The following is a 16,113-nucleotide window of genomic DNA, read 5'->3' as shown; positions in this document are numbered from 1 at the left end:
CGTGCCACTAACCAATCAGACAGATACAAAAATGCCCCGACACTGTCGGGGCATTTGTATAAGCCGTTGAAACCGCTTTATCAGAAGAAATAGCTCACTCTCAAGCTACCGCTCCAATCCTGACTGACCGTCGTGCCTTTACTGCCACCTACCTGACCGGAAACCTGCCAGTTACGTTGAGTCGGTGTCCACTTCAAACCCGCTCCGTACTCAATCGAGCTACTGGCGCGGTCATCATCGAAACTGTCGTCGTTGATCTTGACCTCATTGCTCTTCACAAATTCGTGATTGACCGCCGTCATCAAGCTAGGCTCGATCAGGCTGCCGTTGTCGAGGGCAATGACCCGCCCGCCCCGGACACCGACCTTGCCCTGAAGGGAGCGCATGGTGTCGCTTTTTACTTCCAGGCCGTTATCGAGCCGGTATTTGTCGCTTTGAATGACACCGGTCGATACCTGTACTTGAGGCTCGACAAAGTAGTTGTCCTTCAAGCGAATATGCTTGCCGACGGCTACCGACCCGCTGGCGCCCAAGGCCTTGAAATCACCCTTGGCCCGTGTGCCGTCACTCATGGTGACTTTTGCCTTGTTATCGAACTGATTGATTTTGGCCATGACATTGACGAACACGCCGCTTTCAACATCGAATGTGCTGCCGTAGACACCGGCATTCACACTGTCGACGGTAGCGCTGGAGCCGTACTTGAGATCCATTTTGGTGTGGCTGGTCCCGACGAATCCGCCCACCACCCACGACCTTCCGCCCAGATCCACTGTTGTGTCGGCACCACCCGTAATACCTGTCTGATTTTGGGTATACCCATCACCATAAGCATTATCGACGCTGTACTGGTTACCATAAGTGCGAACCCACACACTGTTACTGAGGTTTTTCACCGAGCTGTCATTCATCGAACGTACCGATGCTTCGGGTCGAACGCTCAGACTACGGTCGCCCAGTTGATCGCTAAGCATGGCCGCTTCAGCATTCAGCACACTGCGAGCGCTGCCCGCCAATGCCAGCGCCGTGTTACTTGAAGTACTGACCGTTTCCTTGTCCGGGTTCAGGTACAAGCCCTGGCCTTCCTTCGCCAGCCGGTACACAAACGTACCCGCGTCCACTGTTTCGCGATTGCCCAACGAGAAGCTCGCATCGCCGGAAGCGATATCGCCGACCTTCACCGATTCGGCAGTAGCCGGAGTTGTGCCGGTTGCGGAAATTTGCAGTTGATGTTGTCCGCTGGCGTTGCCCGTCACGTTCAGAAAGTCGGTTTGGCCATTGCCCAGGTCGGTGCCCATTACAAAGGTACCGTTACCGGAAAGGTCCCCCACGTTCAATTGCTGGAACTGTTCGTTGGTGCCCATGCGAACCACGCCGCTATTCAATGCCAGACGTTGCACGGTGCTATCGCCGGTCATGACCCATTGGGCAGAGTTATTGATATTCACGTTCGTCGTGTTATCGATTTGGCCGGTCAGGATTGAACCGTTATCCAGCAATACGGCGCCGCTCGCATCACTCACCACATTGCCTGTCATGGCACTGCCATGGTCAAGAGACAGGTTGGTGACGTTATTTACATTCCCGTTGAGTGTGGAACCGTTATCCAGATGCACCGCGGCGGCGCTCCCAACTTGAGCCAGGACATCACCCGTCATCGTACTTTGATGATCGAAAGTGACTCGGGAGACGTTTTGCAGATTACCGTTCAACGAAGCACCGTTTTGAAACAGGGCCTGAGTACTGCTGCCGGCGGCGACAACCACGTTACCGGCCAGCGTACTTCGATCGACTGTCAGGTCCACATGTGCGCCATCATTCACCTCCAGAACAGTGCCGTTGGCACCTATCAGCTGCGAGTCATTGAGCACATTAATGTTTGCCGTGATATCCGGTCGGCCCTGATAACCGACAATAATTGCGGAACCCGCCTGACCTTCGACGCGAGTTTGATCGAGTGTCACCGTGGACGCTCTGGCAAGCGCCAGTTCCCTGCCAATCTGCAGACCATTGAGGCCACCGATGATGGTGCTGCCCGTCGCGTTCAACTCCCCGTTTGTCAAGCGAACGCCATAGCTGGCGGCGTCCGTACCCCGTACAAAGGAGTCGGTAAGGTTCAACTGACTGTAACCAGTGACAAACGCACCACCGTTCAACGCAATGACAGTCGTCCCACCGGTCAGACTGGCCCTGGAGCCTGTCTGAGTGGAGTTGGAACGACTAATCTGAAAACCGATATCGTTGCTGGTCACTTGACTTCCGCTGATGTCAGCGGTGCTGTTACTTATCTGCACTGCGGCACCGGCTCCTGTCGAATTGTCCACGGCCACTGCTGATAGATTCAACGCGGAGTTTATCTGACCGCTGATCTTTCCGGTGCTGCCCCCAGTTGCATTCAGGGTGGCATTGTTTGCTGAGATATCCAGCGTGTCGGCGCCGATGGAATTCAATGTGGAACCTGGATTAAGCACCCAGCTATCTATTGGATCAGCGTTGGTAATAGTTTCATTACCACCGGGTGGAACACTGGCAGCTTGAGCGGATGGCCCTATCAACATCACCACTGTAATGGAAATAACGCGCCAGTTGGCGAACGGATGAATTGGCAACATGGATGATGTTGTCATGAGAAGGCCCCTTTAATTTGATTAACTCGGCAAGAAAGCTATGTTGCTCCTGGAAAATTAGAGCACGTACAGAACGCCGGAAGACTACAGATGAAAGGTCTTATGATATGTAGGAAAAATCCCTTACGCTGACAGAATAATCCTATAGATGCTGTAATCAGATACAGCGTCGGACAGTCAAAGAGGTGTTCCGACCAGCATGAAATACATGTTTGGCCGGAACCACTACGACCCTAAAAACTAAACCGTCCCATCGCAGAACAAACTACTGGTATTACGGACGTTGACCCTATGCAGCACTTCAGGTGACCTGTAGGGAGTTCCCGCAATCGTAGTTTCATACCAGACATTCATGTAGTTATAGTTAGGTGTGCCAGGCGGCGCTACAATCGGTCCTTGCAGTGTCTTGAGATACGTAAAGTTCACATCAAAGATAGTTTGCGCCCCGGCGATAACTGGTTTTGTCTCCGCGTGAGGAGTACCAATGCGAATGGTCATTGCGAGGTCTTCGTAACCTTCAGCACGAATAGTTATTAATATCCCCGTCGGCAATGAACTTTGTCCCTGTGGCACTGCTACTCGCCACAGACGCTCGCCTCCAACCAGATCGAAACTTGGGCAACTGACGACACGATCAGTATTATAGGTTCTGGCGGCGTGCTCAATAAGTTTAACTTCACTTGCTTCAAAGTTAACGACAGTCGGAATTTTTTGCACAACGGTAGCGTCAACATCCAGATATCGGATTTCGCAATAAGCATCCTTGTTGCCGGTACCATGACCGGCAACTTTGGCGAAGTCTACTTCGATAGAGACTTCGGTGGCGCCCGGCTCGATTGTCGTATCCCCTATAAACTCTTTGTTGTAATAAAAACCCACTGTTGCAGTTTTGGTGAGAGGGTCACCAAGATCCGCGTCCCACATCCTGAAGGTGAACGTAACTGGTTTGCCGAAATCACCCGGTACAAGATGATTCAGGGTGCCAGTGTCGCCAGTCACTTCGACCGGGGGCAGGTTTTCACTCTCTAGATCCGGCGGCGGCAGCAAGCCAATCGGCGGATACTCAGCGTTCATATAGACTGTTGTTACTTGGTTCGAGTCCTGGGTTGGCGCCGTTCCATCTTTATAGGTGTAAGTCAGTTTAGCGGCCAACTCTCCGGTCGTTGTGCCGTAAGCGGCTTCAAATGCATCGAATGTCAAGTCAAACTCCAGGCCACTCAAAGCCCCCAATGGCTTGCTACCGACCACTTCATTTTCAACCTTGACTTCAATCATCGCGCCTGTAACAGCATTGGTTGGTCGCTGTAGGTTGATCTTCACGTTCCTGGGAACAGGGTTGAAATGCTTAAGTGTCAATGTGGCATTTCCGTCTGTCCCTGTATCAGGAACTGTGAGAGGGAAAAATGTCACTGCGGGCGGTTGGCGGACCTCAAGATCTTTCTTGGGCGTTGAGTCGACACTTCTGTATTCAGCGACATCAAGAATATTATTGACCTGATAAAGTGTAGTGTTACCCAAGGCGCGTAAATCGGCGACACTAACAACAAACTCGTCACTCGCATCCAGCTTCCCCGTGTAAATAGGGGTTTGCGATGTCGAGGATAAAGCTCTCGCGTTCAAATAAAAATAATGAATATCATCGGGATGTCGATAAGGATAAGTAGCGACCACCTTGCAACGCAGACCGCCCGGGTTAGCGAGGAACCAAGCCCCATCAAGAACTCCGGTCGGCGCATTGACATAGGTAACAGGTGGAACAACCCCTCTACTTGAGGGTGTCTTCGTAGCGTAAGGCCCACGATACCTGGCCCGCAAAGAAGTCGGCGCTGTAGAATGGTCATCGTTGCCATCGCCATCGAAAACCTTGAACTGAACAGAATATTCAGTTGGATCCTCAGGCGTAGTCTGCTCAGGAATGTCTGCTTTATTCAGGCGAAACATTAAAGGTACATTGGCGCCTGCCAGGCTTTTTGATTCCAGTAGTTTTGTGGTCCCGTCGGGCAAGGCCAATTCGAGTGTTGCAGAACCGCCCCCCCCCTCATTCGTCAAACCAGCAAGTTCAACCTCAACAAACCCCCTGTCATCATCGGATTTTTTAATGCGCCCATTTACGGCCAGATTTTTGACCACTGGTGGTTCAGAAAGTATCCCACCGCCAATACTTGCACTTCTTGCGTCAGCAAAAATTTTCTCTTCGATAGTCATTTCATACGCTCCAATACAATAATAATGAGTACGCATTCAACATCCACTTCAGACATCAATCCACGAGCGCAGTCACCCAACAGACACAACTTGCCCGCGACTACCACAACCTTTCAATAGACAAATACCAGTTAACAGCCACAACAACCTGACTGCGCAAATAAAATCTTTATCAGCTTATGACTCTGAATAACAGGGCAGCGTGCTCCCGGCTACTGTCCGATCGATCTTCACCAATTCCGGCTCGGATTTCGCAATAAGTCTACCCCCACTATAAAACCTGATGACAACCAGGGCCGAGTGATTATTAACAAGCGGCCGGACACAAGGATCAAAAGGCATCTCAAGACTGAACCCGACATCCAGATCACCTGTCGTCAAGGTATGAGTTAATTCTTTAAATGCGCCGATAACAAGGTTTTGCCCGTTAAGACTTTTATAGCCCTGCCATTGCATCGTGCAAAGATCCCCGGCAGCACCAATAGTTTGCGGCAACACTCTTACCGTCACGCCCCGTTTAAGTTCTGGCCTGGTAAAACAGTTGAGATATCCCCATAGCGTTGCATGCGGGAAGGTCACTGGTTTTAGGGTGGGTACGGGTCTCTGAATATGGTCAATAGTGAGTTTGATGGCCGTCGCCGGATCAGCGTTCTGATCCGCGTCTATCACCTCGTAATAAAGCAATGCTACTCCATCCTTAGCAAGGCGTTGCGGAGTGAGCCGTACCTCAAACTCTAACTGTGTGATCGGACCTGGATAGCCTTGATTGAAGATAACTGTTTTTACTCCGTCCTGCTCCCAAGTAACAATGAGCCTGTCAATGCGTGAACTGATAGTGGAATAATTCTCCCAACGTGGAATCCGAGCGATCGTACCTTGGGTTAAAAGATGTGGCGGTATCACACCATCAGGATCGGCTCTGTCGACGCCATCAACGGTCAAAGCCACTGCAAGCAACTCGCTTTTTGTAAGCGGTAAGCCCTTCAATACTTGCATTAGAGCAACTCCAGATCGGTATTCATGCATTGACGCCGCGAATCTGATGTTTGGGTCGGATTGCAATTCAATTAAATACGCTTACATAAGACCTGGCTACTGTCAGATCTGACAGGTATTGCGACCGCTCGTCGGAATTACAACTTTCCGCGTGCCTTGTGACGGCACGATCTGCTTGACGGACGACCGTTAATGGAGTCTCCTGAAACCGGTTTCAGAGCAGTGTGCTTGAACCTGATAAGTCCAATAGAAAGGTCGTGCCGTTGAACGATTTCTCAGCAGCCCAACGCAGCCGCGTAACCATGCTCGACGTCGCCGAACACGCTGGCGTCTCCAAGGCCAGCGTCTCGCGCTTCATTGGCGAAGACCGCGCCCTGCTCTCCGATGCCATTGCCTTGCGCATCGAGCAGGCGATCAGCGAATTGGGCTATCGCCCCAACCAGATGGCTCGCGGGCTGAAACGCGGGCGAACCCGCCTGATCGGCATGTTGGTGGCCGATATCCGTAACCCTTATTCGATTGCCGTGATGCACGGGGTGGAAACCGCTTGCCGTCAGCACGGCTACAGCCTGGTGGTGTGCAATACCGATCGCGATGACGAGCAAGAGCGTCAGCACCTGGCGTTGCTGCGCTCGTACAACATCGAAGGCTTGATCGTGAACACCCTCGGTCATCACCGCGATGAGCTGCGCGAATTGCACCGGGAAATGCCCATGGTGCTGGTGGATCGCAAGGTCGATCAGCTCGATAGCGACTTGGTGGGGCTGGATAATCCGGCCGCCGTCGAGATGGCCGTTGCTCACCTTGAACAACGCGGTTATCGCGATGTGCTAATGGTGACCGAACCGTATGACGGCACCAGTTCGCGGATCGAGCGGGTCAGCAGTTTCAAGGCGCAGATCGAGCAGCGTCCGGCGCTCGCGGGTGTGGTGGTCGAAACCGGTGATGGTCTGACCGATCGTTTGAAAACCTTTCTGCAAACATCTGGTCCCGGCCCGAAAGCGTTGTTCTGTGCCAACGGTATCGCCGCGCTGGCCAGCACTCATTCGTTGCGTGAGTTGAAGTGCACGCTGTTTGAGGATGTAGGGCTGATTGCCCTGGATGATCTGGATTGGTATCCGTTGGTGGGCAGCGGGATTACCGCCCTCGCCCAGCCGACGGCGGAGATTGGCGCGAGTGCGTTTGAGTGTTTGCTCAAGCGACTGCGTGGGGATGACGGGCCGGTGCGGACGCTGGATTTTTCGGCGCAGTTGATTGTTCGAGGGTCGACCCTGGGGAATCTTCGGTGAATGTTCGGGCCTCTTCGCGGGCAAGCCCGCTCCCACAAGGATCTGTGGTGTTCACAAAACCTGTGGGAGCGGGCTTGCCCGCGATGGGGCCCGAAAGAACAACACATGCTTAAAGCAGCCATTTTTTTTGACCAAAAATGAAACCGGTTTCAGAGGTGCATAACAATGAACAAACCACCCGTTTCCATCAGCCTGTCCAGCTACGGCGCGGACCTTGTGCGCCAACGTGGCCAAGGCAGTTTTGTCGAGGTGCTGGCCGCAGCCGGTGCCACGCACATCGAATGGCGCGAAGAGCTGCTGACCTTCGAAGACCCCGCGCAATTGGCAAGCGCCACGCAATCCTGGGGTCTGAAAAGTGTGTATTCCTCACCAATGGAATTATGGCTGGCCGGGCAGTCGACACCCAACCCTGAACTGCTCTCGACCCTGAAGCGTGCCGAGGCATTCGGCGCCAAATGGCTGAAAGTCTCTCTGGGTTATTTCACCGACAACAATGATCTGCAAACACTGGCGCTGCAGTTGCAACAGAGCCCGGTGCAGTTGCTGGTGGAAAACGACCAGACCTTGCACGGCGGTCGAATCGAACCCTTCCAGCGCTTCTTCGCCAACGTCGAACAACACAACCTGCCGATCAAAATGACGTTCGATATCGGCAACTGGCAATGGCAGGACCAGTCCGCCGACAGCGCCGCGCGGTTGCTTGGTCGGCACGTCGGTTACGTGCACTGCAAAGCAGTGGCGCGCCGGGCCGACGGCAAACTGGTGGCGATGCCACCGGCCGCCAGCGATCTACATCTGTGGGGCCAATTGCTGCGGCACATGGATCACGGCGTGATGCGCGCGGCGGAGTATCCGCTGCAAGGCGATGATCTGGTGCAGTTGACCACCAAGCATGTCGCCGCCCTCGCCCGCCTCGGCCAATCCCGTCTGGAGCTTGCTCATGTCTGAGATCGATATTCTGTCGTTCGGTGAAACCATGGCGATGTTCGTCGCCGAGCAGAACGGTGAGCTGGCCGACGTCGACCACTTCCACAAGCGCATTGCCGGGGCCGACAGCAATGTCGCCATTGGTTTGTCGCGGCTGGGTTTTAACGTCGCGTGGCTGAGCCGGGTGGGCGCTGACTCGCTCGGTAAGTTCGTCCTCGATACGCTGGAGAAAGAAGGCCTGGACTGTAGCCACGTCGACATCGACCCGGCGCACCCCACCGGATTTCAGCTCAAGTCCCGCGCCGATAATGGCAGCGATCCGGTGGTCGAGTATTTCCGTCGTGGCTCGGCAGCCAGTCATTTGTCGGTGCAGCCCTTTTCGCCGCAACTGCTCAGGGCCCGGCACTTGCACGCCAGCGGGATTCCCCCGGCGCTGTCGGCATCGGCCCGAGCAATGTCTTTCGAACTGATGACCCACCTGCGCGATGCCGGGCGCAGCGTGTCGTTCGACCCGAACTTGCGCCCGAGTCTGTGGGCCAGCGAGCAACAGATGATCACCGAGATCAACCGTCTCGCTGCCCTCGCCCATTGGGTGCTGCCGGGTTTGAGCGAAGGGCGTTTGCTGACCGGTTTCGAAGAGCCCGCCGACATCGCGGCGTTTTACCTCGACCAGGGGGCTGAAGTCGTGGCGATCAAGCTCGGGCCGCACGGCGCGTATTACCGAACCCGGCTGGATGAAGGTTTCGTTGCTGGCGTGCCGGTGGAAACGGTGGTCGATACGGTCGGTGCGGGCGACGGGTTTGCCGTCGGTTTGATCAGCGCATTACTGGAAAACCACAGCGTTGCCCAAGCCGTGCAGCGTGCCAACTGGATCGGCAGTCGCGCGGTGCAAAGCCGTGGGGATATGGAAGGGTTGCCCAACAGGCTAGAAATGTCCGCTGAGTTTGAGGCCGCCATCGCGGGCAAGCCCACTCCCACAGGATTTGCGCGAATCCCTGTGGGAGCGGGCTTGCCCGCGATGAGGCCCGCATAGCCACTGAAGATTTAAAACCGTTACCTGCTGCGACAAAAACAACAAGCTCAGGAGCATCACTATGAAAACCGCAACACTGGCCACCCGCCGCTGGTGGTACATCATGCCCATCGTGTTCATCACCTACAGCCTGGCGTATCTGGACCGCGCCAACTATGGGTTCGCCGCCGCCTCCGGAATGGCTGCAGACCTGATGATCACCCCCGGGCTGTCGTCCCTGCTCGGCGCGCTGTTCTTCCTCGGTTATTTCTTCTTCCAGATTCCCGGAGCGATTTACGCCCAGAAACACAGCGTGAAGAAACTGATTTTCGTCAGCCTGATCCTCTGGGGCGGCCTGGCGACCTTGACCGGGATCGTCTCCAACGCCTACTGGCTGATCGTGATTCGCTTCATGCTCGGCGTGGTCGAAGCCGCCGTCATGCCGGCGATGCTGGTGTACTTGTGCCACTGGTTCACCCGGGCCGAACGCTCGCGCGCCAACACGTTCCTGATCCTCGGCAACCCGGTGACCATGCTCTGGATGTCGGTGGTCTCGGGCTACCTGATCCAGCATTTCAGCTGGCGCTGGATGTTCATCATCGAAGGATTGCCGGCGGTGCTGTGGGCGTTTATCTGGTGGCGTCTGGCCGATGATCGTCCGGCTCAGGCCAAGTGGCTGAGTGACCAGGAAAAGCAGGACCTGGAAAGCGCCCTGGCCGCCGAACAGGTCGGCATCAAAGCGGTGAAAAACTACGCTGAAGCCTTCCGCTCGCCGAAAGTGATCATCCTGGCCTTGCAGTTTTTCTGCTGGAGCATCGGCGTCTACGGTTTCGTGTTGTGGCTGCCATCGATCCTCAAGGCCGGCGCGCAGATGGACATGATCGAAGCCGGTTGGCTGTCGGCGTTGCCGTACCTGGCCGCAGTGATCGGCATGCTGCTGGTGTCCTGGGGCTCGGACAAATTGCAGAAGCGCAAACGCTTCGTCTGGCCGCCGCTGCTGATCGCCTCGATTGCATTCTATGGCTCCTACGCTTTGGGCGCGGAACATTTCTGGTGGTCCTACACGCTGCTGGTGATTGCCGGCGCCTGCATGTACGCCCCGTACGGGCCATTTTTCGCCATCGTCCCGGAGATCCTCCCGGCCAACGTCGCCGGTGGTGCCATGGCGTTGATCAACAGCATGGGCGCACTCGGTTCGTTTGGCGGCTCCTATCTGGTGGGTTACCTGAACAGCTCCACCGGATCGCCCGGTGCGTCCTATCTGCTGATGAGCGGCGCCTTGCTGCTGTCGGTGGTGCTGACGATTTTCCTCAAGCCCGGCGCCAGTGACCGGGTGGTGGCCAAGACTGCTGTGCCCCGCTCAGTAGCGGCTCATTCCTGAATGGATGTTGATATGACGACGATGAAAAAGCAGGTTGTGCTGTACAAGAAACTCTCGCCACTGCTGATGGCTCGCTTGCATGAGCAGACCGAGGTGACGCTGATCGACAGCCTCGACGCCGAGGGTCTGGCAAAGCTACGCCAGGCCCTGCCCCGCGCCCAAGGGTTGCTCGGCGCCAGCCTGAAACTGGATGCCGGATTACTGGATCTGGCGCCGAACCTGGAAGCCATTGCCAGCGTGTCCGTCGGTGTCGACAACTACGACATCGACTACCTGACCGAGCGGCGGATCCTGCTCAGCAACACCCCCGACGTGTTGACCGAGACCACCGCCGACACCGGTTTCGCACTGATCCTGGCCACCGCCCGGCGTGTGGTGGAACTGGCCAACATGGTTCGCGCCAGCCAGTGGAACCGCAACATTGGCCCGGCGCATTTCGGCAGCGACGTGCATGGCAAAAAGCTGGGCATCATTGGCATGGGGCGGATCGGTGAGGCATTGGCGCAGCGTGGGCATTTCGGTTTTGGCATGCCGGTTCTGTATCACAGCCATTCGCCGAAACCGGCGGTGGAGCAACGATTCAACGCGCAATACCGCAGCTTGCCGCAGCTATTGCAGGAAGCCGATTTCGTTTGCCTGACATTGCCACTGACTGCTGAAACCGAAGGGTTGATCGGTGCCGAACAGTTCGCCTTGATGCGTCCCGAAACGATCTTCATCAACATTTCCCGGGGCAAGGTGGTGGATGAGCCTGCGCTGATCGAGGCGTTGCAGCAGAAGCGGATTCGCGCGGCGGGGCTGGATGTGTTCGAGCGTGAGCCATTGGGACATGACTCGCCGTTGTTGCAGTTGAACAACGTGGTGGCGACGCCGCACATTGGGTCGGCGACGCATGAGACGCGGGAGGCGATGGCCCGGTGTGCGGTGGAGAATTTGTTGGCGGCGTTGGCTGGGGAGCGGCCGGCGAATCTGGTGAATGCCGGGGCGTGGCGGGTTTAAGAAATTTAGCGTTTGTCAGGCAGTCATCGCGGGCAAGCCCGCTCCCACAGGGTTTTGTGAATACCACAGATCCCTGTGGGAGCGGGCTTGCCCGCGATGGGGTCAGCCCAAACAACACAAATCGATCAGGCCCGCCGCACCTGCAGCAACTCCGCCGCACACGACGCAATCCGCTGGCACGCATCCGCCAGCCTCGCCTGATCCACCACCAGGCCAATGCGAATATGCCCCGCCGCGCTCGGCCCGAAGGCTTCGCCGGCCAGCACCGACACGCCATAGTCTTCCAGCAAGCGCTCGGCAAAACCTTGTGCGCCAAGCCCGGTCTGGCGTACATCGACCATCACGAACATCCCGCCATCGGGCTTGATCGGCCGGATGCCCGGGCAACCGCTTAACCTCGCGCACACCAGATCGCGACGCTGGCGATATTCCTCGCGCATCAGCGCCACTTCCGGCAAGTCTTTATCGAGCGCTACTTGCGCGGCGTTCTGGACGAAATCCGGAAGGCCGAACAGCATGCACAGCGACAGATGCATCAAGTGTTCGGCCAACGGTTTCGGGCCGATCATCCAGCCCACTCGCCAGCCGGTCATGGCATGGGATTTGGACAAACTGTTGATCGTCGCAGTGCGCTCGGCCATGCCCGGCAGACTGGCCGGGCTAATGTGCTCCCCCTCATACAACAGGTCGCTGTAGACCTCGTCGCTGATCAGCCAAAGGTCATGCTGCACACACAACGCCGCCAACGCCTGCCAGCTCTTCAACGACAGACTGGCACCGGAGGGATTGTTCGGGCTATTGAGCAGGATGACGCGGGTTTTCGGGGTAATCAGCGCCGCGACATCCGCCGGTTCGACCCGAAAGCCGTTCTCCGGACGCACCGCCACCGGCACCACGCTGGCCCCGCAGGCGCCGAACACGCCTTCATAAGTCACGTACATCGGTTCGGCGACGATCACTTCATCGCCCGGATCGAGCAGGCATTGGGCAACCGAATACACCGCGCACTGCGCACCGGGCAGCACAATCACATGGTCGGCATCCACCTTCTGACCACTGCGCCGCTGATGACGGCTGGCGATGCTGCTGCGCAGCGTGCGGGTGCCGCGTACATCCGAGTAATGGGTGTCACCGGCCAACAGGCTGTCGATGGCGGCGTGGACGATGGGCAACGGTGTATCAAAATCCGGATCGCCGATCGACAACAACAGCACGTCGACGCCCTGTTCACGCAATTCCAGCGCTCGATCGTGAATGTTCCAGGCCGCCGCTCCGTCACCGGCGATTCGTTGGGTCAAGGCTGAATAGCGCATGTACTTCTCCTAACGCGCGAGTTCCAGTTTCAACCCTATCTCAAATCACGAAACGCGCCACCATCGCGTTCAAATCAACCGCTAATCGCGACAGTTCGTGGGTGGCGGCACTGGTCTGGTTGGCACCGGCGGCGGACTGAGTGGCCAGGTCGCGAATGTTCACCAGATTGCGGTCGACTTCACGGGACACCTGAGCCTGCTCTTCCGAGGCACTGGCGATCACCAGGTTGCGTTCATTGATCAACTGAATCGATTGGGTGATCTGCTCCAGGGCGACACCCGCCGCACGGGCCATTTCCAGGGTGCTTTGGGTACGCTGATTGCTTTGCTGCATCGACGAGACCGCTTCACCGGTGCCGTTCTGAATGCCGGCAACCATTTTCTCGATTTCCTGGGTCGATTGCGCGGTGCGATGGGCCAGCGCCCGGACCTCGTCCGCCACCACCGCAAAGCCCCGCCCGGCTTCCCCGGCACGGGCCGCTTCAATCGCGGCGTTGAGGGCCAGCAGGTTGGTCTGTTCGGCAATGGCACGGATCACGTCCAGCACTTTGCCAATGTCGCGGCCCTGAGTCGCCAGGCCCTCGATCATCAACGCGGTGTTTTGCACGTCGTGGGTCATGGTCTGGATCGCGTCGACGGTTTCCACCACCCGGTCACGACCTTCACGGGCGGCCTGGGTCGACTGGTTCGAAGCTTCGGAGGTCGATACCGCGTTGCGCGCCACTTCTTCCACGGCGGCAGTCATTTCGTTGACGGCGGTGGCCGCCTGTTCGATTTCGTTGTTTTGCTGTTGCAGGCCGCGGGACGCTTCTTGCGTCACGGTGCTGAGTTCTTCCGCAGCGGCACCCAGTTGTGTTGCGGAGCCGGCGATTTGTTCGATGGTTTTGCGCAGGTTGGTCTGCATGGAGGACAAGGCGCCGAGCAAACGCGCGGGTTCGTCGTTACCGTCGACTTCGATAACCTTGCTCAGGTTGCCACCAGCAATGGTTTCGGCCGCGAGCACCGCACGGTTCAGCGGCGTGAGGATGCTGCGGGTCAGCAGCCAGGCCAGCAGCACGGTCAGCAGCGAAGCCATCACCGCCACTGTCACGATGCCGGTAAAGGCTTCATTGTAGTGCTCGCCCGCTTTGGTCGACGCAGCTTTGGCATCGGCGGTGTTGAGCGCCACCAGTTTGTTCAGTTGCTCACCCATCTGATCGGTGCCTTCCTTGATCCGCGTGTTGATCAGGGTGCGCATCTCATCCAGTTTGTTCTGCCGCGACAGCTCCAGCATCTGGCTCTGGGCTTGCATGTAGTTGTCGAGGGTTGTCGCGAAGGTTTTGTACAGCGCTGCTTCTTCAGGGCTGGCCGGCAAGGTGGCATAACTAGCCTGGGCACTGCGCACCTTGTCGACGAGCACGCCGATACGGGTCTGGGCTTCCTGCAACGCGGCCGGATCACGATTGACCAGCACACGGAACGAAAGAATCCGCAGCCGCAGGACGTTTTCCGTCACGTTACCCAGAAACCCGATGCTGGGTAACTGCGTCATTTCCATATCGACAGAGGCCTGGCGGATGATCGACATGCGGTTCACGGCAAACACACCCAGCACGATCACCAGCAAGGCAATGAAGGCGAAACCCAGGAAAGCTCGAGGCGCGATGTTCAGATTACGCAGTGACATAGGATGATCTCGGTAATTGAGGCGGCGAGCATCCTTGCGGGGTTCACTGTTCGGGCGGGCGATGGCGCGCGCACCTTTCAGCTTGGCGCCACTGTTGTAGTTGGTTTGTGTGCGCCTGTTAGCTGTATCGGCCGGGGTTGAGGTTTTTTGCAGGGGGGTAGGAGAAATATTTTTCAGCGGAGGCAGGAGTGTTTCAGCGGTGAAACACTCGTTAGTCAAGATGCGGATCCTGTGGGAGCGGGCTTGCCCGCGAAGGCGGCGGCACAGTCAACATTGGCGGTGCCTGACACACCGCTTTCGCGGGCAAGCCCGCTCCCACAGGGATTTCTTTCTGCTGAAGATTGGTCAGGCTTTGAGGGCCACTACCCGCCACACCCGCGCAATATCACGGGCGCGCTCGCGCAACAAACGCGGCGCTTCGGCGCAGGCCTGCTCCAATGTCATCGGTCCGCTGGCCAAGGCAAAGGCCGCATCGATGCCATGCTCGTACAGCGCCTGATACCCCTCGCCCAAGGTGCCGGCGATGACGATAACCGGCACGCCGTGCTGGCGTGCAATGCGTGCCACGCCAAACGGGGTTTTGCCGCGTAATGTCTGGGCATCGAAACGACCTTCACCGGTGATCACCAGGTCGGCGTCTTTCACTGCTTCGGCCAGCCCCACCAGTTCGGCAACCACTTCCACCCCGGCCTGGAATTGCGCGCCGAGAAACGCCTTCGCGGCAAACCCCAGACCGCCCGCCGCGCCGCTGCCCGGTTCTTCGCGCACGTCTTTGTCCAAGGCTTGCGCGCAGAGTTCGGCAAAGTGCCCGAGGGCTTGGTCCAGTTGCTCGACTTGTTCGGGCGACGCACCTTTCTGCGGGCCGAAAATCGCTGAGGCACCGTGAGGGCCGCACAGCGGATTATTGACGTCGGCGGCAATGTCGAAGCGCACCTTGGCCAGGCGCGGATCGATCTCACTCAGATCGAGGCGGGCCAGTTGCGCCAAGGCCAGACCGCCCGGGATCAGGATTTGGTCTTGAGCGTCCAGCAGCTTTACGCCCAAAGCTTGCATCGCTCCGGCGCCGCCGTCGTTGGTGGCGCTGCCGCCAATCGCCAGAATCACCCGTTGCGCTCCGGCATCCAGCGCGGCGCGGATCAATTCACCGGTGCCGTAGGTGCTGCTGGTGCAGGCATCGCGCAGGTTCGGCGCAACCAGTTGCAGGCCACTGGCCTCGGCCATTTCGATGATTGCGGTGTGGCTGTGTGGCAACCAGCCCCACGCTGCATCGACCGTGACGCCCAACGGCCCACGAACATGGGTACGGCGCAGTTCACCGTCACACGCGGCCAGAATCGACTCGACCGTGCCTTCTCCGCCGTCAGCCATCGGGCACTTGAGCAAGTGTGCGCCTGGCCAGACTTCGGCCAGTCCGAGCGCGATGGCATCAGCCACGCCTTGGGCGCTGAGGCTGTCCTTGAACGAGTCGGGGGCGATGACGATTTTCATGCGAGTTCTCCAGTTCCAATGCGTCCATGCTGCCAGCCGCCATGAACAATAACGCCGGTCCGCTGCACAAGCAGGTATGAGGATTATTGTTCATTTCCACAAAAACCAGCGGGAGCGGCGTCGTTCACAAATCTGTGCACCACCACAAATCACTGTGGGAGCGGGCTTGCTCGCGATGGCGGTGTGTCAGTCACCATGCATGTTGGATGT

Annotated in this window: 11 protein-coding genes; 5 read left to right on the top strand and 6 right to left on the bottom strand. The window is 57.4% G+C overall.

What is annotated here, in order from left to right:
• Window positions 1–80: 80 nt before the first annotated feature.
• The 3 genes from AB3226_RS28875 to AB3226_RS28865 form a co-directional block, all read right to left on the bottom strand.
• Complete coding sequence (locus tag AB3226_RS28875; RefSeq protein ID WP_367375563.1) at window positions 81–2,627, bottom strand: autotransporter outer membrane beta-barrel domain-containing protein; 2,547 nt, start codon at window positions 2,625–2,627, stop codon at window positions 81–83.
• A gap of 240 nt (window positions 2,628–2,867) precedes the next feature.
• Window positions 2,868–4,868, bottom strand: a complete 2,001-nt coding sequence (locus tag AB3226_RS28870; RefSeq protein WP_367375562.1) for a hypothetical protein — start codon at window positions 4,866–4,868, stop codon at window positions 2,868–2,870.
• A gap of 141 nt (window positions 4,869–5,009) precedes the next feature.
• Window positions 5,010–5,828: a hypothetical protein gene (locus tag AB3226_RS28865; RefSeq protein ID WP_367375561.1), complete on the bottom strand. Its 819-nt coding sequence runs from the start codon at window positions 5,826–5,828 to the stop codon at window positions 5,010–5,012.
• Between the two features lie 263 nt (window positions 5,829–6,091).
• Here AB3226_RS28865 and AB3226_RS28860 point away from each other — a divergent pair, with 263 nt between their 5' ends.
• The 5 genes from AB3226_RS28860 (at window position 6,092) to AB3226_RS28840 (ending at window position 11,436) form a co-directional block, all read left to right on the top strand.
• Window positions 6,092–7,117 carry a LacI family DNA-binding transcriptional regulator gene (locus tag AB3226_RS28860; protein WP_367375560.1) on the top strand — a complete coding sequence of 342 codons (1,026 nt, stop codon included), beginning with the start codon at window positions 6,092–6,094 and terminating at the stop codon, window positions 7,115–7,117.
• A 165-nt stretch (window positions 7,118–7,282) separates the two neighbouring features.
• Window positions 7,283–8,065: a sugar phosphate isomerase/epimerase family protein gene (locus AB3226_RS28855; RefSeq protein WP_367375559.1), complete on the top strand. Its 783-nt coding sequence runs from the start codon at window positions 7,283–7,285 to the stop codon at window positions 8,063–8,065.
• Entirely contained in the window at window positions 8,058–9,077 is a 1,020-nt protein-coding gene (locus AB3226_RS28850; protein ID WP_367375558.1) for a sugar kinase, read from the top strand. The genes AB3226_RS28855 and AB3226_RS28850 overlap by 8 nt, the downstream gene beginning before the upstream one ends.
• 61 nt (window positions 9,078–9,138) lie before the next feature.
• On the top strand, window positions 9,139–10,437 hold the full coding sequence (locus tag AB3226_RS28845) for an MFS transporter (protein WP_367375557.1): 1,299 nt from the start codon (window positions 9,139–9,141) through the stop codon (window positions 10,435–10,437).
• 21 nt (window positions 10,438–10,458) lie between these two features.
• The gene (locus AB3226_RS28840) at window positions 10,459–11,436 is read left to right on the top strand and encodes an NAD(P)-dependent oxidoreductase (RefSeq protein ID WP_367375875.1); all 978 of its coding nucleotides are present in this window, start codon (window positions 10,459–10,461) and stop codon (window positions 11,434–11,436) included.
• A 125-nt stretch (window positions 11,437–11,561) separates the two neighbouring features.
• Here the strand turns inward: AB3226_RS28840 and AB3226_RS28835 are convergent, their stop codons facing one another.
• From AB3226_RS28835 to AB3226_RS28825, 3 genes are all read right to left on the bottom strand, one after another.
• On the bottom strand, window positions 11,562–12,749 hold the full coding sequence (locus AB3226_RS28835) for a pyridoxal phosphate-dependent aminotransferase (protein ID WP_367375556.1): 1,188 nt from the start codon (window positions 12,747–12,749) through the stop codon (window positions 11,562–11,564).
• Window positions 12,750–12,789: 40 nt separating this feature from the next.
• The gene (locus AB3226_RS28830; protein ID WP_367375555.1) at window positions 12,790–14,415 is read right to left on the bottom strand and encodes a methyl-accepting chemotaxis protein; all 1,626 of its coding nucleotides are present in this window, start codon (window positions 14,413–14,415) and stop codon (window positions 12,790–12,792) included.
• Between the two features lie 345 nt (window positions 14,416–14,760).
• On the bottom strand, window positions 14,761–15,903 hold the full coding sequence (locus tag AB3226_RS28825) for a glycerate kinase (protein ID WP_367375554.1): 1,143 nt from the start codon (window positions 15,901–15,903) through the stop codon (window positions 14,761–14,763).
• Window positions 15,904–16,113 lie beyond the last annotated feature (210 nt).

Origin of the sequence: Pseudomonas lini, from assembly GCF_964063345.1 — a bacterium.
GTDB lineage: Bacteria > Pseudomonadota > Gammaproteobacteria > Pseudomonadales > Pseudomonadaceae > Aquipseudomonas > Aquipseudomonas lini_B.
Note: the sequence above shows the minus strand (reverse complement) of the source record. Positions and strands in the feature narration are given on the sequence as shown.